18 protein-coding genes and 1 pseudogene are annotated in these 21,850 nt (G+C 70.0%); 3 read left to right on the top strand and 16 right to left on the bottom strand.

Features of this window, described 5'->3' with window-relative positions; genetic code table 11:
* Positions 1-7: 7 nt before the first annotated feature.
* The 6 genes and pseudogenes from AB0B97_RS12040 to AB0B97_RS12015 form a co-directional block, all read right to left on the bottom strand.
* The gene (locus AB0B97_RS12040; RefSeq protein ID WP_357493460.1) at positions 8-451 is read right to left on the bottom strand and encodes a hypothetical protein; all 444 of its coding nucleotides are present in this window, start codon (positions 449-451) and stop codon (positions 8-10) included.
* An 825-nt stretch (positions 452-1,276) separates the two neighbouring features.
* Positions 1,277-1,381 (bottom strand): annotated as a pseudogene (locus AB0B97_RS12035) (zf-HC2 domain-containing protein); the annotation flags it as partial.
* Between the two features lie 58 nt (positions 1,382-1,439).
* Complete coding sequence (locus AB0B97_RS12030; RefSeq protein WP_357493001.1) at positions 1,440-3,284, bottom strand: S8 family serine peptidase; 1,845 nt, start codon at positions 3,282-3,284, stop codon at positions 1,440-1,442.
* A 156-nt stretch (positions 3,285-3,440) separates the two neighbouring features.
* A complete protein-coding gene (locus AB0B97_RS12025) occupies positions 3,441-4,223 on the bottom strand; it encodes a zf-HC2 domain-containing protein (RefSeq protein ID WP_357492999.1) in 783 nt (260 codons plus the stop codon).
* Positions 4,224-4,245: 22 nt separating this feature from the next.
* Positions 4,246-5,862: an RICIN domain-containing protein gene (locus AB0B97_RS12020; RefSeq protein WP_357492997.1), complete on the bottom strand. Its 1,617-nt coding sequence runs from the start codon at positions 5,860-5,862 to the stop codon at positions 4,246-4,248.
* Between the two features lie 118 nt (positions 5,863-5,980).
* A complete protein-coding gene (locus tag AB0B97_RS12015; RefSeq protein WP_357492995.1) occupies positions 5,981-6,592 on the bottom strand; it encodes a sigma-70 family RNA polymerase sigma factor in 612 nt (203 codons plus the stop codon).
* Between the two features lie 170 nt (positions 6,593-6,762).
* Between AB0B97_RS12015 and AB0B97_RS12010 the strand changes: the two genes are divergently transcribed.
* Positions 6,763-7,215, top strand: coding sequence for an OsmC family protein (locus AB0B97_RS12010; RefSeq protein ID WP_357492993.1), 453 nt, complete (start codon positions 6,763-6,765; stop codon positions 7,213-7,215).
* A gap of 63 nt (positions 7,216-7,278) precedes the next feature.
* Here AB0B97_RS12010 and AB0B97_RS12005 read toward each other — a convergent pair whose 3' ends face one another.
* From AB0B97_RS12005 to AB0B97_RS11985, 5 genes are all read right to left on the bottom strand, one after another.
* The gene (locus AB0B97_RS12005; protein WP_357492991.1) at positions 7,279-8,538 is read right to left on the bottom strand and encodes a glycoside hydrolase domain-containing protein; all 1,260 of its coding nucleotides are present in this window, start codon (positions 8,536-8,538) and stop codon (positions 7,279-7,281) included.
* Between the two features lie 128 nt (positions 8,539-8,666).
* The gene (locus AB0B97_RS12000; protein WP_357492989.1) at positions 8,667-10,658 is read right to left on the bottom strand and encodes an acyl-CoA dehydrogenase; all 1,992 of its coding nucleotides are present in this window, start codon (positions 10,656-10,658) and stop codon (positions 8,667-8,669) included.
* A 165-nt stretch (positions 10,659-10,823) separates the two neighbouring features.
* Positions 10,824-11,822, bottom strand: a complete 999-nt coding sequence (locus AB0B97_RS11995) for a carboxypeptidase regulatory-like domain-containing protein (RefSeq protein ID WP_357492987.1) — start codon at positions 11,820-11,822, stop codon at positions 10,824-10,826.
* Between the two features lie 180 nt (positions 11,823-12,002).
* Positions 12,003-12,584, bottom strand: a complete 582-nt coding sequence (locus tag AB0B97_RS11990) for a dihydrofolate reductase family protein (protein WP_357492985.1) — start codon at positions 12,582-12,584, stop codon at positions 12,003-12,005.
* Positions 12,585-12,648: 64 nt separating this feature from the next.
* Complete coding sequence (locus AB0B97_RS11985) at positions 12,649-13,479, bottom strand: helix-turn-helix domain-containing protein (protein WP_357492983.1); 831 nt, start codon at positions 13,477-13,479, stop codon at positions 12,649-12,651.
* A gap of 319 nt (positions 13,480-13,798) precedes the next feature.
* Here AB0B97_RS11985 and AB0B97_RS11980 point away from each other — a divergent pair, with 319 nt between their 5' ends.
* Positions 13,799-14,809, top strand: a complete 1,011-nt coding sequence (locus AB0B97_RS11980; protein WP_357492981.1) for a mechanosensitive ion channel domain-containing protein — start codon at positions 13,799-13,801, stop codon at positions 14,807-14,809.
* Positions 14,810-14,948: 139 nt separating this feature from the next.
* On the top strand, positions 14,949-15,776 hold the full coding sequence (locus AB0B97_RS11975; RefSeq protein ID WP_357492979.1) for an aldo/keto reductase: 828 nt from the start codon (positions 14,949-14,951) through the stop codon (positions 15,774-15,776).
* A gap of 35 nt (positions 15,777-15,811) precedes the next feature.
* On the opposite strand, the gene AB0B97_RS11970 is transcribed toward AB0B97_RS11975, so the two are convergent.
* The 5 genes from AB0B97_RS11970 to AB0B97_RS11950 all read right to left on the bottom strand — a co-directional run bounded on the left by AB0B97_RS11970 (position 15,812) and on the right by AB0B97_RS11950 (position 21,806).
* A complete protein-coding gene (locus AB0B97_RS11970; RefSeq protein WP_357492977.1) occupies positions 15,812-16,495 on the bottom strand; it encodes a TMEM175 family protein in 684 nt (227 codons plus the stop codon).
* Positions 16,496-16,635: 140 nt separating this feature from the next.
* Complete coding sequence (locus AB0B97_RS11965; RefSeq protein WP_234581000.1) at positions 16,636-17,811, bottom strand: zinc-dependent alcohol dehydrogenase; 1,176 nt, start codon at positions 17,809-17,811, stop codon at positions 16,636-16,638.
* Positions 17,808-18,797, bottom strand: coding sequence for an SRPBCC family protein (locus tag AB0B97_RS11960; protein ID WP_357492974.1), 990 nt, complete (start codon positions 18,795-18,797; stop codon positions 17,808-17,810). Before AB0B97_RS11960 ends, AB0B97_RS11965 begins: the two co-directional genes overlap by 4 nt.
* A gap of 168 nt (positions 18,798-18,965) precedes the next feature.
* Positions 18,966-20,090, bottom strand: a complete 1,125-nt coding sequence (locus tag AB0B97_RS11955; RefSeq protein WP_357492972.1) for a hypothetical protein — start codon at positions 20,088-20,090, stop codon at positions 18,966-18,968.
* 414 nt (positions 20,091-20,504) lie between these two features.
* Positions 20,505-21,806 carry a PQQ-dependent sugar dehydrogenase gene (locus AB0B97_RS11950; RefSeq protein ID WP_357492970.1) on the bottom strand — a complete coding sequence of 434 codons (1,302 nt, stop codon included), beginning with the start codon at positions 21,804-21,806 and terminating at the stop codon, positions 20,505-20,507.
* Positions 21,807-21,850: the final 44 nt, after the last annotated feature.

The raw sequence follows: 21,850 nt of genomic DNA, 5'->3' as shown, positions 1-21,850 counted from the left end.
ACCCCGGTCAGCTGCCGTTCGGCCCGAGGTTCGCGCTCTCGCTCTTCGACAGGTACACGGTCACCACTGTGGTCCGGTCACTGCGCAGCACCACGAAGTGCGACACGTCGGCGATCGCGACGGGCGCCGTGCCGGTGACCTCCTGCACCTTGCCGGCCCCGCCGGTCCAGTTGACGACGGGCCACCGGGTGCCGTCGAGGCTGTAGCCGTACAGCCGGTAGCCGACATCCTTCTGCAGGCCGGTCACCGTCGCCCGCACCTGCACCGACCCGTTCGCCTGAGTAAGCGATACGGCCAACTCGGCGTGACTGTCCACGTCCGTCGCCGAGGCCGCGGCGCTGACGACGATCGGCACGCCGGGCGAGGTCGACTCATTGCCGTCGCGCAGCAGCGCACCCACGGCCAGACCCCCCAGCGTCACGGTGGTGGCCAGCATCCCGATGGAGACCACCAACGCTCGCGTACGCCCGGCTGGCCGGGGCTGCCTGACCACCGCGGGCCTGGGCGCGGCGGGTGCCGGCACCTCGGCGGCGGGAGCAGCGTCGACCACAGGCGCGGGCCGCGCACCCGGAGCGACAGTCGCGGCGGGTGCGGGCCCAACTGCCGGAAGCGACGGCTGGGGACGCGACACACGCGTCGCCGGGGCGGTCGGGCTCGCTGCCGGGCACGCGGCAACGGCAGCTGACGGCAGGAAAGGCGCGGCGGGCATGCCGGCGGGCGATGCGGCAAATCGGCCCGGTGCTGGTGCGGGCCGGGCCGGTGACGAGGCGGGCAGGCCAGCAGCCGGCGGGGCGGATCGGGCAGGCGGTGCGGCGGATCGGGTAGGCGGTGCGGCGGATCGGGTAGGCGGTGCGGCGGATCGGGTAGGCGGTGCGGCGGAGTCGTGGCGCCCGGCCGGTTCGGGGGCAGGCGTGGAAGGCTGTGGCGTCGCCGTGCCGTGCGGGGATCCTGTCACCGCAGGGTGTCCCGGAGCCGCAGGTGAACCGGCCGGTGCGACAGCGGACCGCGCTTCGGGCGCTGCGGCGACGGCCGGAGGGCTTGCGGCAGACGTGTCCGCCGCCTCTACGCGGCCGAGCCGGTGCGTCCAGGGCAGACGCCGCGGGCGACGGGACTCGTCCTCCGGTTCCTCGATCGGCGCGAAGTGTTCCGGGAACGCCGGCGGTGTTGCGGTGCCGAGGGCCCCGTACGCGTTGACAAGCGTCTCCCGTTGGTCGGTCAGCAGCGCCAGCACGCCGAGCACCTCGCACAGCCGGTCCGCCTCGACCCGGCAGGCGGCGCACGCGTCGAGGTGCTCACGTACCCGCGCTGCCGACGTCGCGTCGAGCACGTCGAGGTGATAGAGGCCCAGCAACTCCTCGACGTGCCCGGCATCGTCGGCCACCCGCCTCACATCCACGGTTCGCCTACTGCCTGTCGTGGGCCTCCAGGCATGGCGGTGGTCATTCCGCGCTCTTGTCCGACTTCGCTCCCACCGATGCCTCGCGGTCCGCGGTCGACGCCTGTGGAGTGCCAGTGCCCCGCTCGGACGACCCGGGCGAGACCGGGACGCCGGCCTTCGCGTCGGGACTGAACGAGGTCGGAGTTGGTGAGGTAGGCGTCGCGGGGTCGCCGTCCCTCGTGCCCGGCCGTGCTCCCGGGGTGATGAGGGTCGTGTCCCGCTGGGCGCCCGGCCTGACCGCCGGCGGACGCGTGGCAGGTGGCGGAGTGTCGTCGCCGGCCGGCGGATCGACGGCTTCCTCCTCGGGCACCGCCTCGTCCCGCAGCAGCCTGCGGATGCGGACGACCAGCAGGACTGCCGCGGCAAGGGCGACAAGCGTCACCACGATGAGCAGCGCCGACCGGCCGCCGGTTGCTCCGGAGGTGATCCGGGCCAGACTCTGCTCGTCGGATTCGGGGGACACGGCCTCCTCCGGGAGCACCTTGGTGACCGACTCGGCAGGATTGATCATTCCCGCGCCGAAGCGGCCGTCGAGGGCCGTTCCGCTGCCGATCTTGTCGGCGGTCGCCTGGAGCCGATGGGCAACCTGCTGAGCTGTCAACTCCGGGTACGCGCTCCGGACGAGTGCGGCGGTGCCCGCGACGAAGGCCACGGCATAGTGGGTGCCGCTGCCCGTCATCGAGCCGGTACCTGTGATGCCGGTGCTCGTGACGTTGACGCCCGGCGCCACGACGTCCACGCCGCCCTTGCGATAGTCGTCGGCGCCCTGGCCGTCCACACCCACGCCGCCGACGCGCAGTCGGCCGTCGCCGGTAGCGGCGTCCGCCTCAGCCGGGGTCGGACGGGGGGCGGCCCCGAGTACGACGACGACGTCGTGCTTCAGAGCGTCAGCGATGGCGTCCGCGACGCCCTTGTCGGCGGCGTCCACATAGGGTCCGAGCGCGATGACCGTGGCGCCGGCCCCGACTGCCGCGTTGATTCCGGCGGCGGCGTCGGCGGCCCGCACCTTCGTGCTGGTGCCCGCTATCCGGATCGGCAGGACCGTGGAGTCCGGCGCAACCCCTGTGATACCTCCACCGGAGCTGGGCTGTGCGGCGATGAGCCCGGCCATGGCGGTCCCGGTGCCGAGACAGTCGGTGTCACCACGGCCGCTGCCGGTGACGATGTCCGAGCCGACGGCGATGTGCCCGGTCAGCTGCGGCAGGCTGCCGTCCGCTCCGGAATCGACAACGGCGACGAGCTGCCCCTTGCCCCGGCTCTGCGGCCAGGCCTGGTCGGCGGCGAGTCGTAGCTGGGCCCAGCTGGAGGTGCCGCTGGACGCGGCAGCTGTCGCACACGGCCCTCCCTTGCCGGGCTTGCCCGTCTGGCCGCCCTTCGACGGGCTCTTGCTCGGGGTGGGCTTTGTGGTCGCCGTCGCGGTCCCGCCGGGCTGGGGGGTCGTACGCGATGCCTGTGGCGTGGGCGTCACGCCCGGCTTGGGGATCACTTTGGCCGTCGGCGACTTGTCGGGCAGGACGCCGTATTGCACGCCGCCGCCGACCGCGTCCCAGGGCAGGATCAGGATCCAGCCGGGGTTGAGCCGCGCGGGGTCCACGAGCACGCCGCCGTCGGGCTGTGGCCGTCCGGAGTTGAGGTTGAACAACTCGGCGGAGCGGGCACTGTCGCCGACAAAGCGCTTGGCGATCTCGCTGAGGTTCTCCTTCGCACCGTTCTGCGACGAGGTCACCGTGTAGTACTTCACGTAATCCTCGTCGGCCTGCGCGGCGGTCGCGGTGAGGCCGAGCAGTGCTACCACCGCGCTCACGGCCAAGCCCGCACGAAGTGCCGACCGAGTGATCAAGGACATGCGTCTCACCTTTGTCGTAGCCGTCCGGGATTGAATCGGATGGTGTCGCCGGGCATCTCAGGGACCGGCTTCCGGGGCGTACCTATGCAGTTCGGCACCTACAGCACTGACGACGGCGCCTCCGACCCACTCACCGGTCACCTGCGGGTCGGCGGGTCAGTCGGGTTGCCCGGAGACCGGGGCGCCGGCGACGCCGGGCAGGTAGACCGACACCACCACCCCGCCGGCCTCCGGCGAGACAGTGAAGAACGACAGCTCCTTCAGACGTACGCCGTCCAGCTCGCCGGTGACCTCGTGCACGGGCGAGGTGCCCGCCCAGCGGCCCACCGGTTGGCTGTCCCCGTCGGAGGTGACCGCATAGAGCACGTACCGCGTGCCGGAGCGCAGCCCGCTGACCGTGGCCCGGACCGTGACACCGTCCTCGTCTTCGGTGAGGAAGACGGATGCCGAGGCGCCGGATCTCGTGTCGCTGGCCTTGGCCGCGACTGTCGCCACGGTCGTCGCGTCGTCTGTCTCGGGACCGCGCACGATCGCGCCGAGCCCGAGCCCGGCGAGGACCAACACGAGAACGAGCAGGCCGCTCGCGCGGATCAGCCGCAGCCGGCGTGCGGCAGTCCGCGGCCTGCCGGGGCGGCTGCCGGGCCTTTCGGAGCGGCCCGTCGGGCGCGTGTCCGGCGGGACAGCACTCCGGTCGCCGCCGGTCGGGTGCGGCCGGGCGACGACGTGAGCCGTCGATCGGTCGTCGGCGCTGACCGGAGCCTCGCCGCCGACGTCAGCGAGCAGGGCCAGGGCGGCCAGGGTCTCGACGACCCCGTCCGCCCTGGCCCGGCACTCGGCGCATGCCGCCAGGTGGCGATGGATGACGTCGCTCTGCGCCGGGTCCAGTTCACCCAGGTGATGCAAGCCGAGGAGATCGTCCCCGACGTGTTCGTCCGACACCGTCATCCCTCCCTCCGGGCGATTACTTGACGAGCATCCAGAACTGGTCTCGGTTGACCGTCGGCATCCGGTCGTACTGTTCGACGAAGTAGCCGTTCCAGGTGCCGGCGTTCTGCGGGCCGAGATCGTCGCCGAGCAGCTCCATCACCCTGCCGGACTTCCGGTTCTCGATGGACACCTTGCCGTCGCCGGCGTCGGTGATCTTCCACTGCTGCGTCGTGGAGTTGACGTCCTTGGTGGCGACGACCACCTTCGCGTAGTTGTCGGTGGACCCGTTCTCGATGGCGAGCGCCTGCCCGGTGAAGTCATTGAGGAACATGACGTACCCGTCGGTCTTCGCCTTCTGGATTCGCCAGTACTGGTCTTTCGCGTTCTGGTTGTTCCAGAGCTGAACCCGGGTCCCAGAATCCGGCTTGACACTGTCGCCCGGCAGATCGAGCGTGGCTGCTGCCCAGGCACTGCGGATCTGGTAACGGGCATTCGGATCGAACGGGAACGTCGCGGGCTTCGCCGGCGCCTTCGTGGTCACCTTCGGTGCGGGTGCCGATGCCGATGCCGATGGCGAGGCCGAGGGCGATGCCTTGCTGGGCGAGGCGCTCGGCGTCGGTTTGACCACCGCGGTGGTCAGCCGACTGTCCTTCTCGTACACGCTGATGTAGGTGACGACCTCGTCGGCCAACTGCGGGACGTTGGCGCGGGGCAGGCCGTTGGCCCGCCGGATCACGTCGATGCCCCACTGGTACGCCCCGAGTGCCAGCGTGTACGCGTCCCCGCCGCTGAGCCCGACGAACTGGTTGGTCATGTCGCACATGGCGGCGCCCATGGCGAGGATCGCGTCGTCCGGGTTCCAGACGGAGGCCGCCGTTCCCGGCTTGTACTGATCCCACATGCTGTCGGAGAACTGGGCGATTCCGGCGGCACCTGAGGGCGAGCGCAGGTTCGTGTTGAAGCCGGACAGGGCACGTAGCTGCGCGGCGATCCGGGCGGGGGTGACGGTGGGGCAGACCCGCCCGGCTGCGTTGACGGCGCTGACCAGTGTGGCTGGTACGGCCACGGTTTGATCGGCCGACGGGGAGACCATCACCTCGGCGGTCCTGCCGAGGCGGAACTGCGGCTGATCGGCGTACCAGTTGGCGTAGGCGGTGACCTTGTCGACGTGGTCCTCGGCAGTCTTCGGTACGCCCTTCGCCTTGATCACTGCCTGCAGGCCCACCTTGTCCGCGGCCATGGCAGCGGCCCAGAGGTCGCCGTCGACGTCGGCCGCGCGCAACTGGCCAACTACCTCGCACGTGCGGTGGGCCATGGCCAGGACACTTGCCGCAGGGTCGGTGCGATTGGCGTCGGCCGACGGCCGCCACTTCGACCACGTCGCGTCGTCCATCCCGGCCAGGCCCTTGTTGGCGCCGTCGGAGCCGAACGCGGTAGCGGCCATCACCTGGGCCGCCATCTTCGGCGGGGTCAGGGCAGGGCAGGACAGGGCGGCGGCGACGAGGGACGGCACGTCCTCGTCGGCTACCGGGCGCCCCACCAGCTTCTCGTTGTCGGCGACCGCCGGGACGACATCGAGGGCCAGTGCGCCACACAGGACGATGGTGAGCGTCAAGGCCACCACTTCCGCCTGGCCCCGGGTCGTCGCCATCACCCGCCGCCATCGCGACCGTAAGGTAGCGCGTTGAGTCATCAGTCCACCCATCTGCTCGGTTGAGCCTGGATCAGAGGTTCGTGCGCAACGAAGACGGATCCCGGTCGTCGCCGGTTCACGATTCGGTGGGCTTCTTTGCGGCACCCGCGCGCATCGAGCTGTCGTCCGGACGGATCATGAAACCACGTCCGGCGAGAGCTTCGCGCAGTGCCCGAAGCGCGTAGAAGGTGCGGGATTTCACCGTTCCGGCGGGAACGTCCAGGATCTCGGCGACCTCGGCCACCGACCGTTCCTGGAAGTAGATCTCGACGAGCGTGATCCGGAGTCGCTCGGGCAGCGAGTTGAGCGCCGCGCGGACCTCCTGTGCGTCAAGTGCCTGCTCGATCGGGTCCTCGAAGTGGGCGTGGGCGTCGATGTGCTCGTCCGAGAGCTCGGCGGGCCGCGCCTGCGCGGCGCGAACCTGGTCGATAAAGATGCGCTTCGCCACCGTGAAGATCCAGGCGCGGCTCCACCGTCCGTCGGCGTTGCGGGCTTCCGGGTTACGCCAGGCCCGCAGCAGCGCCTCCTGCACGATGTCCTCGGCCCGGTGCACGTCGCCGTTGGTCAGCCGGGTCAGAAAGTTGAGGAGCACCGGGCCGTGAACCTGCTGCAGGTAGCGCAGCGCGGCAACGTCAGCGCCGTCGGGTGCGGCGGGTGACGCGCCGGAACATGAGGCACTTTCAACCATTGGACAACTTATACACGTCGCTCGACAGGCCCGGGCATCCAGATGGTGTACCGAGTGTACGTCCAAGAGGGGCGGCCTCCCCGACCGAAGGGGACGTTGCCACCGCCTTCCTTGCGGGGGCGCGCGCCACCACCAGATCGCTCGACGGATGACACGGTAGTTTCCCTGTCATGAGTGACGACACCTTCCGCTCGGTGGAGATCGAGCGCACCAGCGTGGGAAACTACGTCGCGCGGAACGTCCGCGGCGGTTCCTTGTCCATGGGCACGGGCGAGGACGCCAGTTTCACGCCTGTGGAGCTGCTCCTGGCCGCCATCGGTGGTTGCAGCGCGGTGGACGTCGACCACATCACCAGCCGGCGTGCCGAGCCGACCGGGTTCTCCGTCGAGGTCAGCGGCGACAAGATCCGGGACGAGGTCGGTGGAAACCGGATGCAGAACATCAGGGTCGAGTTCACCGTGACGTTCCCGGCGGGGCCGGAGGGGGACCGGGCGCGTGAGGCGCTGCCCCGGTCGTTGCAGCAGTCCCACGATCGCCTGTGCACCGTCTCCCGTACCGTCGAGCTTGGCACTCCCGTCGCGGTCGTCGATGCGGCCGCCGCCGGGCAAGAGCCGAGGCCGTAGCCGTTGTCGGCGGCGCGGGCGTGGTCGGCCCGGTGAAAAGGCGCCTCGCCCCGACGTGAGGGTTCAGACCCGCGTGATCCGTACCGCGTCGGCGATCACGAGTCCGGTGCCACCGGTCCAGCGGCTCACGCCGACGGTGTTGCCCGTGCCGGCGGCTAAGGTGAACACACCGATCGAGACCCATCGGCCGCCGTTGGCCCGCTGGTTGACGGGCACCGACAGGTTTCCGGTGGTGGTCGCCACCAGGTACGGCGTCTGATCGTTGTAGCCGGCGTCGGCCGGGTACCAGACCGAGATCTCGTAGTTTCCCGTTGCCGGAATCGTCGACCGGAACCAGGCGACGTCGCTGGACGACACCGGGCTCGCGAACCGGTAGTCGGTGCCGTACCGCTGGCCGGAGTAGGTCGAGGTGCCCCACGCGGTGCTCGCCGTGAACCCGCCCGAGGTGCTGTTGTCGATGGTCGCGGTCCACTGCTGCGGCGGCGTCTGGGTGACCCTCAGGTCGAGGTAGTTGCGGTCGATCTTCATCGTCACGCCGCCCCACGTCTCGGTGACGTCGCCGGCGTACTGGTGGACCCGCTGCTGGTTCGCGTAGTAGGCGTCGGCGCAGTAGCTGCCGGCCCGCGTGTCGGCCACCCCGTTCCACCAACCGATCCAGATCTGGTCGAGTCGGGTGTAGCTCGGGTTGCCGTACGCGTCGCAGACGTCCTTGATGCCGGACGAGCCGCTGGAGTACATGCCGGCGAGGTAGCCGCGCACGTGCAGTTGCTCGGTCCAGCCGGACAGGAACGACAGCACGGCGGCCCGGCACGACGCGTTCGTCGGGTACTGCTCGATGTCGTTGTAGATGGTGCTCGCACTGCCGATGCCCAGTGCCTGAGCGGCGTTCGCGGACCGGTTCGCCGCGGAGACGCCCTGTGACCGGGCGGTGGTGGGGTCGGCGGACATCTTCGGAGCGCGAGTGCCGCAGGGTGCCTGGTAGCCCAGCTCGATGGGGAGCAGTCGCCATCCGTTGTTCGTCTGGTTGGCCACCCACGTCGGCGTGAGGTTGGGCTGGGAGCAGGTGCGGCTGTCCCCGCTGATGTAGATGCCGATCGCGCCGTAGGGCGAGCTGGCCCGCCACGTGTCCATGGCGGCCTGTGCCGGCGCCGTGCAGGTGTCGAACCCGCGGCCGGTGAAGGTGCCGGGCTGCGGGCCGGTGGCCAGCGGCACCACGGCAGTCGGTGCTGGCGCGGTTGTCGCGGCACCCGCGACCGGGCCAGCCGGTGCCACGACACCTGCGGCAACGGTGAGAACGACAAGCCACCCGGCGAATGCCCGCACGCCGCCTCCACATGTGAAGAAATCCTTGGCCTCTGGCAGCCACTGTGGAGGATTTCTACCATGAATCGATGAGCGGCAATAGAGGGGCAGTCGGGGTGGGCCCGGTTCGGAACGCCGCGAGCCGCGGACTACGCCGGGACCACCTGCGGCTCCCCGGCGGTGTCATGGGCGGCCATCGTCTCCTGCCGGCCGGGTTCCTCGCGCAGGATCGCGCAGTGCAGCCACGAATCCGGAATCGCGAAACCGTCCACGAGCGTCCGCATGTGCGGGCGTAGCTCCTTGAGCAGGCTGTTCACCACACCGGTGATCGCCTTGGATCGGGCCGGGGTGAGACGGCCGTGCTCCAGGTACCAGCCCTTGTTGGCCTCGATGACGCTGAGCGCGTACAGGTCGCAGACTCGGGACAGCAGATCCCGCAACGTCGGGTCGGCGACACCCTCGATGCCGGCGACGAACGCCTCCAGGGTGACCCGGTCGACGTGCGCGGCGGCAACAGCGAGGACATGATCCTGGACGTCGTTGAAGATGTCGAAGGGATGGTCCTTCTTCGTGGCCGCGCCACCGCGCAGGCGGCGGACCGCGCCCTCCAGGAGATGCCTCTCGCGGTCCTCGAAGGCCTTGAGCTGCCAGCCGCGGTCGGTGAGGGCGACCTCGTCGTCGCGTCCGGGCACCGCACTGATCAGCCGCTCGATGAGCGACCGCGCGGCGGTGCGCTCCAGCACCATCTCGCGGACCTGTTCGGCGACGAAGGAGGCACGACCCCAGCCGTCCAACGAGCCGAACTCGTCCCGATAGCCGGTCAGCAGTCCCTTGGCCACCAGTTGCAACAGCACCGTGTTGTCGCCCTCGAACGTGGTGAAGACGTCGGTGTCGGCCTTGAGGCTGGGTAGCCGGTTCTCGGCGAGGTAACCGGCGCCGCCGCACGCCTCGCGGCACATCTGGATGGTGCGCGTCGCGTGCCAGGTCTGCGCCGCTTTGAGGCCCGCGGCCCGGGACTCCAACTCCCGCTGCCGGCGCTCGTCGACCGGCCCGTCGCCGCCCTGCACCGAACTGAGCGCGGCGACCAGCTCGGTCTGGGCGAAGTGCAGCGCGTACGTGGTGGCCAGGGCGGGCAGGAGCTTGCGCTGGTGGGCCAGGTAGTCGTTGAGCAGCACCTCCCGGTCGGCGTCCGGCGTGCCGAACTGGCGGCGGATATCGCCGTAGCGCACCGCGATGGTCAGCGCCGACTTCGTGGCTGCCGACGCGGCGCCGCCCACGCTGACCCGGCCACGGACCAGGGTGCCGAGCATCGTGAAGAAGCGCCGGGAGTCGTTCTCGATCGGGCTGGCGTACGTCCCGTCCTCCGCGACCTGCCCGTACCGGTCCAGCAGCATGTCCCGCGGCACCTCGACGTGCTCGAAGCTGAGCCGCCCGTTGTCCACGCCGAGCAGGCCGGCCTTGGGGCCGGCGTCGCCGATGGTCACGCCGGGCAGCGGGTGGCCCCGCTCGTCGCGGATCGGCACCAGCCACGCGTGTACGCCGTGCCGCTGCCCACCGCTGATCAGCTGCGCGAAGACCACCGCCATCCGCCCGTCCCGGGCCGCGTTGCCGATGTAGTCCTTGCGGGCCGCCTGGTGCGGGGTGTGCAGATCGAAGGTCTGCGTCTGCGGGTCGTACGTGCAGGTGGTGCGCAGCTGCTGGACGTCGGATCCATGGCCGGTCTCGGTCATCGCGAAACAGCCGAAGATCTTGCCCGAGGCGATGTCCCGCAGATAGGCGTCGTGGTGGCGCCGGGTGCCCAGGGCGGCGACCGCGCCGCCGAAAAGGCCCCACTGCACGCCCGCCTTGACCATCAGTGACAGGTCGACCTGCGCCAGCATCTCGCTGGCGATGATCGAGCCGCCGACGTCGCCCCTGCCGCCGTACTCGGTGGGGAAGCCCGACGCCATGCCCAGCTCGACGGGGAGCTGGGTGAGCAGCCGGGTGATCCGCTCCCGTGCCTGGTCACCGGTTTCGCCGTACACCGGGAGGAAGCGCTCGTCGAGGTGATCCCGGTGTGCCTTGCGAACCTCGGCCCATGGCCCGTCGAGCACTTCCCGCAGGTGTGCGAGGTCGATCCGGCTGGTCTCGTGAGCGGGCATGGGGTCCCCCCTGGGATGGCGGACATATGGGGACAGTCTGTACTCGATCAAGAGTACCGGGCCCCTGGCGCGATCCGCCCGGAGAACCATCGGTGAGACCGGACACCATCGCGGCCGGTCGCCGAGCGACCGCACCGCTGCGTCTCGGAGGTGGTAACTGTCGGCTCAGCCCTCCTGGAAGGGCGACCTGCTGACGGGACGCAGGACAACCGTCGGAGCATCGACCATGCCCCCACCGGCCGGCGCCAACGGCTGGGTCGTCGAGGGAACGTCCTCCTCCGGTGCGCTCCTGCGGCGCATCACCACCAGTGCGAGCGCGCCCAGGCCCGCGGCGACAAGCACGCCGCCCAGGAGGAAGAACGGCGACGAACTGCTTCCCTCGTCGCTGACGGCCTTGAGGGTGGGCGGGGCGGCCTCGGGGGTGCCGTCGCCTGCCGCGGCGAGAGGGCTCTCCTCTACCGTCGGCGACGCCGACGTCCTGGTGGGCGCTGCAACCGCCGAGAGGGTCAGCCGCACGGTCGCGGCGTCACCGGCGCTGCCGCGTACCGTCGTGCGAGCGGCGCGGTAGCCGTCCTTGGTCGCGCGGACGGTGATGGCTCCCGCGGCGATCGTCCTGCCGGCGCTCGACGTGATCGAGAACTGGCCACTGGGGCCGCTGGTCGTCCGGTATTCGTGCCCGGCGCTGTCCTGGATGGTCAGGGCCACGCCGGCGATCGCCTTCCCGTCGGAGTCGCGGACCCGGCCGGAGACCCCGCTCACCCCGGCCGCCGGCTTGCCGCTGGCGGACGACGACGCGCCGGGGCCGTGGACGTAGACCATCTTGTACGCATAGCTGTTCTGCTCGGCAAGCCGTACGCCGATCGAGATGTTGAGGCCGGTGATCTCACCCGGGCGAGCCGCGGGGGCGACCAGCGTCGCCTCGAAGCTCTGGCTCTGGCCGGGTTTGAGGTTCGGCTCCGCCCGGCATCCGGAGGTGCACCGCAAGCCGCCACCGACCACCACGATGGCCTTTTCGGCCCGGCTTGCGCTGTTGGTGACGCGGTAGCGCACGCGTACCGTCTCGTTGGGTTTCACGTTCTCCGCCGAAACGCTCAGGATGCTGACGGTCTCCGGGGCGGCCGCCGCAGGCGCCGCCGACACGGCGAGCGTCCCCCCGGTCAGCATGATCAATGCGGCCGCTCGGGTCCATCGGACACGTAAGCGCGTCGTCACTTCCAACCACCTATTCCAAGGGCAGGCAATATCGGTCGATGGTGCCGCGGGTCACTATGCCCTGTCCGGCACGGGCTGCGCGATCCACCTCCGACGGACGCGTCGCCATCGCAACCCGCCCACCGCGCACCGTCAGCGACGCACCCGGTAGCGCAGGTGAAGCACCCGGTTGCCCGGAATCACCACGTCAGGGTCCTCCAACAGATGCTGCGCGTCGACCGACCCGAAGTAGCGCTTGCCGGACCCGAACACGACGGGTACGACGTCCATGCGCACCTCGTCGATCAGGCCCGCGGCGAGCACCTGGCCACCGACGTCGCCAGCGGCCACCTCGACCACGCGGTCACCCGCGAGTTCCTGCGCCCTGGCCATGGCCGCCTCGACGCCGCCGACGAAGTGAAACGGCGCCTCCGGGTCCCAACCCTCGGGTGCCGGCCGGTGCGTCACGACGACCACGTGGTCGATCCCGCCCGGAGGCTTACCGTCCCAGCCGTCAGTCATGTCGAAGACGTGGCGGCCGACGACTGTCACCCCGATCTGGTCCCAGTAGGGCCGGGTGTAGTCGTAGGACGTCTGTGACACCATCAGCGCGCCGCTGTCGTCCAACGGGACGTCACCGCTGGACAACCAGTCGAACAGCGGGCCGGGCTGGTCGTTCTCGTCCGCGACGAAGCCGTCCACCGACACCGAGCTGTACATGACGACAGTGCCCACGGGGCTCTCCTCTGCCTGGGGGCCCTCAAATTAGCGTGCCGTGAGCCGTCGTTCTTGTAAGAAATCAATCGATTGGCAGCGGCCAGCCGTCCAGCACGTGGCCGGGATGGTCGCGGAGGAACCGCCGCCGGACTTCGACGTACCGGGTCGGCGTGAGGCCGGTGAACGCCCGGAACTCGTGGCCGAAGTGGGCCTGGTCGAAGTAGCCCGCGCCGCCGGCGAGGTGGCCCCAGTCGATCGGTCCGGCGGGATCGATCGAGAGCACGGTGGCGGCGAAGCGGTGGGTGCGGGCCAGTCGCTTCGGTGTGACGCCGATGAGCTCCTTGAAACGCCGTGCCAGATGGGTGCTGCTGACACCGGCTGCCACGCTCAGGTCGCCGATCGCCACGCTCCCGCTGGTCGTCGCGATGAGACTGCTCGTGTGCCTGACCAGCCCCAGGCCGGCGGTCTCGCACAGCCGCCGCATCAGCTCGTCCTCAAGCAGCGTCAGCATCTCGTGCGGTCCGGCCGACGCGGCCAGCCGGTCGCGCAGCTCAGCAACGGCGGGCCGGCCCCACACCTGTTCCATCGTCACCGGCCGGTCACACAGCTCGGCCGCGGGCATCGGCAGGAACGGCGCCAGCCCCCACGGCTTGACGTGTACGCCGACGGAACGGGTCGGGAGTGGGTAGCCGAACTCCAGCGCGCGGGTGGGCGTGGTGACCACGCAGCCGTCGGCGTAGTCGGCCGCCTCGATGTCGGTGCCGCCGCGGATGCGGAACGGCGCTCCGAGGTTCACGATCAGCAACGCCCCCGGCATCGGCGGCAGCATCAGCCGGGCGTACGGCGGCGTACCTTCCAGGTAGTAGACGTCGTCGATCAGTCGGTCCAGCGGTGGCCGCGGCAGTCTGGACACATACTCCACGCCCACAGCATCGCCGACACCCTGAACGAGGGCCGGCCGCAACACGTCTTCGGTGCGGACCAACGCCCGACCCGTGGCGCGGGCACCGGCCGGTCGAGCGTGCCGGGGAGGCGGTCGCGACGTTCGCGGCGAGAGGCGTGGCAACCAGGCAGGCAGACCGGCACCCACTGTCGGGCGTTTGCGGCAGGCTCGTTCAGCGCCTGTTTGCCGATGTTGCCGCCCGCCACCGGATCGGATGGCACCCTGGGCCCGTGGACCGGGCAGCGAGCCCGGGGGAGGGTGGCATCAGGATCACGGTGAACGGCTTCTGATGCATACCGCGTTGATCGTGTTGGCCGCGCTGGCGACGGCTGTGGTCGTCGACCTGGTCTCCGGCGTGCTGGTGCGCCGGGTTGCCCGGGGCCGCTACAGGTGGCTGCTGGAGCCCCTGCGGCTCGCCTGCCGCCGCCCGGCAGCCACGGCTCTGCTGGTCGGGGCGCTGTACTACGCGCTGCCGCCTGAACTGGCCGGGTGGGGGCGTTATCTGCGGCATGCCGCCCTGCTGGTCCTGATCGCCGTCGGTGCGTGGCTGGTGGTCAGGGCATTGCACGTGGCCGAAGCGGTCGCGTTCAGTCGACTGCCGAGTAATTTGGCAACGAACCGGCGGGTCCGGCGGGCCCGGACCCAGATCCGTCCGGTGCGGCGGCTCACGGTGGCTGTTGTCACGGTCCTCGCGATCGGCCTGATCCTGATCACCTTCCGGCCGGTACGCCTCTTCGGCGTCTCGATTCTGACCTCGGCCGGGGTGGTCGGCGCGCTGATCGGCCTCTCCGCCCGAACCGCGCTCGCCAATGCGTTCGCCGGCATCCAGGTCGCCTTCGCCGACGGGCTGCACGTCGGCGACGTGCTGGTGGTGGAGGGCGAATGGGGCCGGGTCGAGGAGGTGAAGCTGACCAACGTGGTGATCCGGCTCTGGGACGAACGGATTCTCATCCTGCCGACCACGTACTTCACCGAGCGGCCGTTCCAGAACTGGACCCGGAACGAGTCGCGGGTGATCGGCAAGATCCAGATCCACGTCGACCACACCGCGGACCTGGACGACCTGCGCCGGGAGGCACGCCGACTGGTCGAGTCCGCACTGCTGTGGGATCGCAGCCAGTGGGTGCTCCAGATGGTCGACGCCACCGCGCAGACCGTGATCGTCCAGGTGCAGGCCTCTGCTGCCGACGGTGCCAGCGCCTGGGACCTGAGCTGCGACCTACGCGAGGGACTGATCCGCTACCTGCGTGACCAACACCCCCAGTGGCTGCCCCGAACCCGCAGCCAGTACCAGCCCTGACCGGCGGGTATGTCTCCACGTCCTCCACTCCGTCAGTGGCGGGCGGGGGCGGTTCCCCGGTGCGGACCTCGCGTGTGCCGCCTGCCGCAGTGGGTAACCCAGGCAATCTACTGGTACCCAGGCTCAGGAAGGTCGACAAATGATCGAGCTGCCGTCCGGCCAGACCATGCCCGTACTCGGTCAGGGGACCTGGTACCTGGGTGAGCGCCCCGCACGGCGGCGGGACGAGATCGCCGCCCTGCACACCGGGCTCGACCTGGGCTTGACCATGATCGACACTGCGGAGATGTACGGTGACGGCGCTTCCGAGGAACTCGTCGGCGAAGCGATCACCGGACGACGCGCCGATGTCTTTCTGGTCGACAAGGTGCTGCCGTCCAACGCCAGCCGACGGGGAACCGTGCAGGCCTGCCGCCGCAGCCTGCAACGACTCGGCGTCGACCACATCGACCTCTACCTGCTGCACTGGCGCGGCTCGCATCCACTCGCGGAGACCATCGAGGCGTTCGCCGAACTCGTCGACGCCGGTGACATTGGGCAGTGGGGCGTCAGCAACTTCGATCTTTCCGACATGACGGAGCTATTCGAGGCAGCGGGCGGGCAAGACTGCGCGACCAATCAGATCCTGTACAACCTCACCCGCCGCGGCCCGGAATACGACCTGCTGCCGTGGCTACGCGAGCACGGGATTCCGGCGATGGCCTACTCGCCGATCGAGCAGGGCCGACTGCTCGGCCACTCCCAGATCGCGGAGATCGCCGCCCGGCACCGGGCCACCCCGGCCCAGGTGGCGCTGGCCTGGGTGCTGCGGCAGGAGATGGTTGGGGCCATCCCGCGATCGTCCAATCCCGAACACACCCGGGAAAACGCGGAAGCGCGAAACCTGCAGCTGACCGAGGAGGACGTAGCGGCACTCGACACGGCGTTCCCGCCGCCGACCGGTCCGCAACCGCTCGAGATCTTGTAGCGGCGCCCGCCTGGTGAAACCGCCGATCGCCCGCCTCAGCCTCTTGGTGGGTCAGGTTCGTGAGTGATCCGGCGGATCACCCGCGACTGGTAGAGGCCGGCGCTGGTGATCGCGTAGAAGACGGGTAGAAGGAGAAAGATGGCGAGGCCGAGCAACGGCGCCACCAGGTAGCCGACTATCCCCGCGAGGACGTACAGGACGACCCCGGCGAGGGCCCGGAATCGCTCGACGTGAAAGAAGCCGTCCCTCACCTGGTCCTTCAGCAAGTCCGGGTTTCGGGCCAGGTAGTGGTAGAACGCCAGCCACGTCGCACACAGCAACGCGCCGATCAGCGCGTAGAAGCCGATAGCCACCCGCTGGTCCGCGTTGTCGTGCTCCTGCAACGCGTGCGACACGACGATTGTCGGAAACGGCAGCAGCGCCGTGCTGAACAACACAAACAGGTTCATCCAGTGCAGGCCGCGATCGACCTGCTGAATGCGGTTGAACGCCGCCTTGTGATTGAGCCAGACGACCGCCACGTACGAGTAGGAGGCGAGATACGCGGCATACGACGGCCACTGGCTGAGCAGGCCGGACAGGAGGTGGCCGGGCGGGACGTCCGGTACCCGGAGGTCCAGGACCAGCAGTGTGATGATGATGGCGAAGATGGCATCGCTGAACGCGACGGCGCGGCTGGTGTCCGATCGGGTGCCTAGGTCCGTGTCTGGCCCGCTCACCGACTGCGTCTACCCGGGGCCGTCTGCGGCAAACAGGTGGGCGGCTCGGTTGCGGATGCCTGGTGCCCGCAGGTCGACGCCTCTTGATGTGGCGCATCCGGCCACCGCGCGGGCGGCGGTGGCCGGATGTGGGTGGTGGCTCACGGTTTGAGAACGACCTTCTCGCAGTGGTCTTGCTTGTTCTTGAACATTTCGAAGCCGCGTTCTGCCTGGTCGAGCGGCAGGGTGTGGGTGATGACCCGGGTCGGATCGATCTCCCCGCGTTCGATGTGCTGTAGCAGCGGCTTCATGTAGCGCTGCACGTGGCATTGGCCGGTACGCAGGGTCAGCGCCCGATTCATCCACGCCCCGGCCGGGAACTTGTCGAGGAAGCCGCCGTACACACCGATCACCGACACGATGCCGCCGCTGCGGCACGACAGGATCGCCTGCCGCAGCGCGTGCGGGCGCTCGGACTCCGAGCGGACCGCCTGCTTGACCCGGTCATAGGCGTAGAGGGCCGCGCTGCCGTGGGTGGCCTCCATGCCGACCGCGTCGATGCACTTGTCCGGTCCCCGCCCACCGGTCAGCTCCAGCAGCCGGGACCGCACGTCCACCTCCTCGAAGTTCACCGGCGTATAGCCCGCCCGCTCGGCCATCTGCAGCCGGTACGGCTCCTTGTCGATGGCGATGACCTTCGCGGCGCCGAGCATCCGGGCGCTGTCCATCGCGAACTGGCCGACCGGGCCGGCGCCCCACACCGCCACCACGTCGGTGGACTGGATGTCGCACATATCGGCACCCATGTAGCCGGTGGGCAGGATGTCCGAGAGGAACAGCACCTGCTCGTCGGTCAGGTCGGACTCGATCTTCAGCGGACCGACGTCGGCGAACGGCACCCGCGCGTACTGCGCCTGACCGCCCGCGAAGCCGCCGGTCAGATGCGAATAGCCGAAGATCCCGGCGACCGGATGACCGAACATCTTCTCCGCGATCCCCGCGTTGGGGTTGGAGTTCTCGCAGCAGGAGTACAGCTCGGCGGCGCAGGCGCCGCACGCGCCGCAGGCGATCGGGAACGGCACGACGACCCGGTCACCCTTACGCAGCCGACCTGGATCGACGCCCCGGCCGACCTCGATCACCTCACCCATGAACTCGTGACCCATGACGTCGCCGTTCTGCATCGTGGGCACATACCCGTCGACGAGGTGCAGGTCCGAGCCACAGATCGCGGTGGAGGTGATCCGTACGATGGCATCGCGCTCGTTCAGGATCCTCGGGTCCGGCACGTCACGGACCTTGACCTTGTTCCGGCCGGCCCAGGTGTTCGCCCTCATGCCTGGGCCCCCTTCGCGAACTCGGCATCCGACAGCGGCTGCGCCGGACGCTGCGGGAACTCCTTGCGGGCCCGTTTGCCCCACGGGGCGCCGTCGGACCGGACCACCTCGCCGGTCTCCAGCACCTGCTTGAGCCGGCGCAGGTCGTCGTCGAGCTGCTGGTGCGGTTCCTCGCCGAAGTACCTGGCGACCGCCTTGCCGATCGCCCCGCCCGGGATGTCGTACGACAGAACGACGTGCACCTCCGTGCTCAGGCCATCCGGGGCGGGCACGAACCGGACCGTACCGGCGTTCGGCACGTCGGCGTTGCCGGTCGACCGCCACGCGATCTTCTCGCCGGGCGTGTCGTCGACGATCTCCGCGTCCCACTCGACGTTCGTGCCGAACGGGGCGCTGGCGGACCAGTGGCTCGTACGGTTACCGGTGGAGCGGATCTTTTCGAGATGAGCCATGAACGTCGGCAGGTTGTCCAGATCGCGCCAGAACGCGTAGACCTTGGGCGGCGGTTTGCGAATGGTTGTCGTGGCTGTCAGCTCCATGGGTCCTCCTCTGCGTGAGCCTCGTACCGCGCCGACCTCCTTCGCCCGCGTGGCCTGTACGGCGGTCAACAGGTCCACCACCGTGATCCCGACGATGGCGCCGGTGACAACGAGGAGCCGCCGACGGCGGCGCCCGCCGCGGTGGGCGATGGCCAGTCCGAGCGAGGCCAGGTCCATCGCGTCGCCCGCGACCCGGGTCCAGGCCCACATGCTCTTGCGCCGGCTCGTCAGGAGCCCGGCCGCGTGTATCAGCTCCCGCGCCCCGACGAGTGGCACCACCGCCCGGGACGTCGGGGAGTCGTCCACGCCGCTGATCCGGCGTACCGTGTCCGATGCCGCCAGTTGTGCCACGCCCAGGCCGAGGCTCATCCAGCCGAGCCCGCGCCCTCGCCGCTGTACCTCGTCCTGCCTGGCCTTGGTCGCCTCTCGGGTCGCCAGTCCGGTCACGGGTAGCCTCCGTATCCGGTCGCGCCCGCCCGGGCAGCCCGATTCACGGTGCCCCGGGGCACGACTCATCGCGGCCCGGTTACCCCCTGGGAACCACCCGAATCCGCCGATCGGCCGCTGCATCGAGATCGCCCTTGGATCATCAGCGGTTCGGTCGCACCTGACCGCTCATCCCGCCCGCGATGGACGGGCCGTCTCGTCCCGCCAGCCATCGGGTTCGGGATGGTAGCCGTACGCGGCGGCCCGCACCGTCTCCTCGTTCTCCAGTCCGGAGCCAATCGCCCCGCCGACGGTGGCCAGCGAGCTGGTGATCCAGGCGAGCGTCAGATAGTCGGTGAAACCGACCGGTCGCTGCAAGGTCTGTTGCAGCACGGATGTGTCGATCAACAGCGCTCCGACGAGCACCGTTCCCACGAACAACACCACGTAGGACACTGCCGTGGCCAGCGTGAGGGTGAGGACCGTCCCCAGGTTGAAGAGGCGGGCCAGCTCAGCCGGTGTCTCGCGGTCTGGCTTCTCCCACAGGTCGTGCGCGACGATCAGCCAGGCCACCAGCGCGGCCAGTCCGAGTAGCATGATCACGGCGAGCCGGAGTCCGCCGAGCGCATCGCCCATCTGCCAGATGGTGTCCGTGGTGAGCGCGAACGCGGCCGTGCCGAACGCGCCGACCAGCAGCTTGGACAGGCCCAGCAGGGCACGCCCCGGGCGGTTGGCGCGGACCATGCCGGCCACCAGCCGTGCCCGGCCGATCAACCCGGAGGCGACGTAGCGCCGCTCGCCGGTGTCGGCCTCGCCGATCACCCGGTGTACGGCGGGAACCCGGCGTGCCAACTCGGCCGGTGCGCAGCCGGCCGGCGGTATTCGCTGGTCGGAAGCGTCGGTCAGCAGCCTGCTCACCAGATCCGGGATGGCCGAGCGGACCGCTCGCAGCTGTTGCAGTCCCAGCGCGGGCAGGGACACCATCACGGCTCGGCGCCGGGCCGAGGTCTGCGCGACCAGCGGCATCCGCTCGGCGTGCAGTGGCAGGTCGGTCAGGCAGATTGCGATGTCCCACTGGTCGTCGGCACGCCGCTGGGCAAGATCGTCGAGCAGTGCCTCAACGCCGCCGTTGCGACGTGGCGCCACCTCGCCCCAGCCCTCCCGGACGGTCCACCGCACGTCCGCGTTGACCCGCTCGGCGAGCTGGGCGGCCAACTCGGCGGCGAGCGGCGCGGCCACCCGGGCGGGCTGGTCCGGCGGGGTCGCCACCAGCCCGACGATGATCTCCGGGTGCTGCTGTTCGCTGGGGGTCATCGGTGCTCCTGCTCCTCACCGGTAGCCGGGCCCGGCCGTCGACCGCGAAAACCGGGGGCGTCGCGCGCCGAAGCGGCAGCTTCTGTGCCGACTGACGTAGTGGTGGAGCCCGGGCGCCGAGGGAAGCACCCCGACGAGCCCGGACAGCGTCACTGCGACGCCCTCATCGAGCCGGGTGCCCGCCCACGCAGCCTAAGAGACCACCCCGAGGGGTGCAGCGGATTCAGCGGAAGGCGCTCTTTTGGCTCGCACCACCGTGGCCAGCCGGTGACGAGGTGCGGGCGATCCGCGCGCGTGTCGAATGCCGGTGGGGCGGTAGGCGAAGCGGTGAGGGCCGGAACCGGTGTGGACGGCCGCCCGGTGCGCGGCCGTCCACCAGGTTGGGGCGGATGCGGAGCGAACCGCCCCCAGTGCTCAGCGGCTCGCCACCGCGCTGGGCGAGGCCGGTGGGACCCGCTCGAACCGCACCTTGCTCAGCCATCCCGGGAGGTCGCTGAGCACGTACAGCTCGCCGTGCACATCGGCGGCGAACGCCGTCGGCTGGGTGGGGAAGGTGCCGATCTCGGCGGACTCGTAGCCACCCGTGGACGTTTGACGCACGGCGAACGCGCGGGTCGAGCAGTAGTCGCTCGCGATGTAGGTCCCCTGCGCCTCCGGGGTGACGGACCCCCGGTACACCAGGCCGCCGATGATGGAGCAGTTCTCCGTCAGGTAGTGCTCGTACTCGACGACCGGGTCGGTGAGCCGTACGCCCGGCCGGCACTGCGTCTGGTCGAAGACCGGCGTGCCCTCCTTGCAGGACCAGCCCAGGTTCGCGCCGCGCTGCGACGGGCGGATGTGGTTGATCTCCTCGATCAGGCCCTGGCCGACGTCGCCGATCCACAGTGAGTTGTCGACCGGGTCGATGGAGAACTTCCACGGGTTGCGCAGCCCGTAGACCCAGATCTCCGGCCGCGCGTCGGCCGTGCGGACGAACGGGTTGTCGAAGGGTACGCAGTAGGGCTTGCCTCCGCAGCTGCGGTTGACGTCTATCCGCACGATCTTGCCGAGCAGGGTGCCGAGGTTCTGGCCGCTCTTGAAGGGGTCGTTCGCGTCGCCGCCGTCGCCGGTGGACCAGTAGAGGTAGCCGTCGCGGCCGAAGGCCACCTGTCCGCCGTTGTGGTTGCCGAACTGGGCGTGCTCCTGGGTGAGCAGCACCTGCAGCCGGTCGGGAGCGCCGAGGGGCACTCGCGCCAGGGTCAGCGTGCCGGCCGGCAGGCTCGTGTAGGCCACGTACAGGATCCCGGTCCGCGCGAAGTTCGGCGCAGGCGTGATGCCGAGGAGGCCACGCTCGTTGTCCGACGTGTCGACGCGGGCGGTCAGGTCGAGCACCGGCTCCGCCGCCAGGCCGGTGTCGGGGTGGTAGGCGCGGACGGTGCCGTTCTTCTCGGCGATCAGCATCCGGCCGTCGGGCAGTCCGGTGATCGCGATCGGACGCTGCAGGCCGAACGCGACCCGTTCGGATACCACTGTCAGCTCGGCGAGTGGCGCCGCACGGGTGTGGGATGCGCCGGCCGTCGCGGTGCTGGCCACCGACGCCGATGGCATCAGAAGCGCGGACAGGGCCAGGGTGAGCAGCCCGACCAGCATGGTGGCCGGGCGATAACGCCGTCGCTGCATGTTCAGCTCCTCGAGCAGGTGGATGGAGGCGCGGTCGGGGAACGTTCCACAGAACATCGGCTCACGGCACTATCGGGAGGGCGCTCCGGCCCAGGGTGCCA

Origin of the sequence: Micromonospora sp. NPDC049004 (genome assembly GCF_040649315.1) — a bacterium.
Lineage (GTDB): Bacteria > Actinomycetota > Actinomycetes > Mycobacteriales > Micromonosporaceae > Micromonospora.
This window is presented reverse-complemented; position numbering and strand designations above follow the sequence as displayed.

What these genes read in the sequence shown, in the direction of transcription:
- AB0B97_RS11965 (WP_234581000.1), bottom strand. Translation starts at nt 17,811, where the DNA reads ATGAGGGCGAACACCTGGGCCGGCCGGAACAAGGTCAAGGTCCGTGAC.
- AB0B97_RS12000 (WP_357492989.1), bottom strand. Translation starts at nt 10,658, where the DNA reads ATGCCCGCTCACGAGACCAGCCGGATCGACCTCGCACACCTGCGGGAA.
- AB0B97_RS12030 (WP_357493001.1), bottom strand. Translation starts at nt 3,284, where the DNA reads ATGTCCTTGATCACTCGGTCGGCACTTCGTGCGGGCTTGGCCGTGAGC.
- AB0B97_RS11955 (WP_357492972.1), bottom strand. Translation starts at nt 20,090, where the DNA reads ATGACCCCCAGCGAACAGCAGCACCCGGAGATCATCGTCGGGCTGGTG.
- AB0B97_RS11980 (WP_357492981.1), top strand. Translation starts at nt 13,799, where the DNA reads ATGCATACCGCGTTGATCGTGTTGGCCGCGCTGGCGACGGCTGTGGTC.
- AB0B97_RS12010 (WP_357492993.1), top strand. Translation starts at nt 6,763, where the DNA reads ATGAGTGACGACACCTTCCGCTCGGTGGAGATCGAGCGCACCAGCGTG.
- AB0B97_RS11995 (WP_357492987.1), bottom strand. Translation starts at nt 11,822, where the DNA reads ATGCTGACCGGGGGGACGCTCGCCGTGTCGGCGGCGCCTGCGGCGGCC.
- AB0B97_RS12015 (WP_357492995.1), bottom strand. Translation starts at nt 6,592, where the DNA reads ATGGTTGAAAGTGCCTCATGTTCCGGCGCGTCACCCGCCGCACCCGAC.
- AB0B97_RS12020 (WP_357492997.1), bottom strand. Translation starts at nt 5,862, where the DNA reads ATGGCGACGACCCGGGGCCAGGCGGAAGTGGTGGCCTTGACGCTCACC.
- AB0B97_RS11950 (WP_357492970.1), bottom strand. Translation starts at nt 21,806, where the DNA reads ATGTTCTGTGGAACGTTCCCCGACCGCGCCTCCATCCACCTGCTCGAG.
- AB0B97_RS11975 (WP_357492979.1), top strand. Translation starts at nt 14,949, where the DNA reads ATGATCGAGCTGCCGTCCGGCCAGACCATGCCCGTACTCGGTCAGGGG.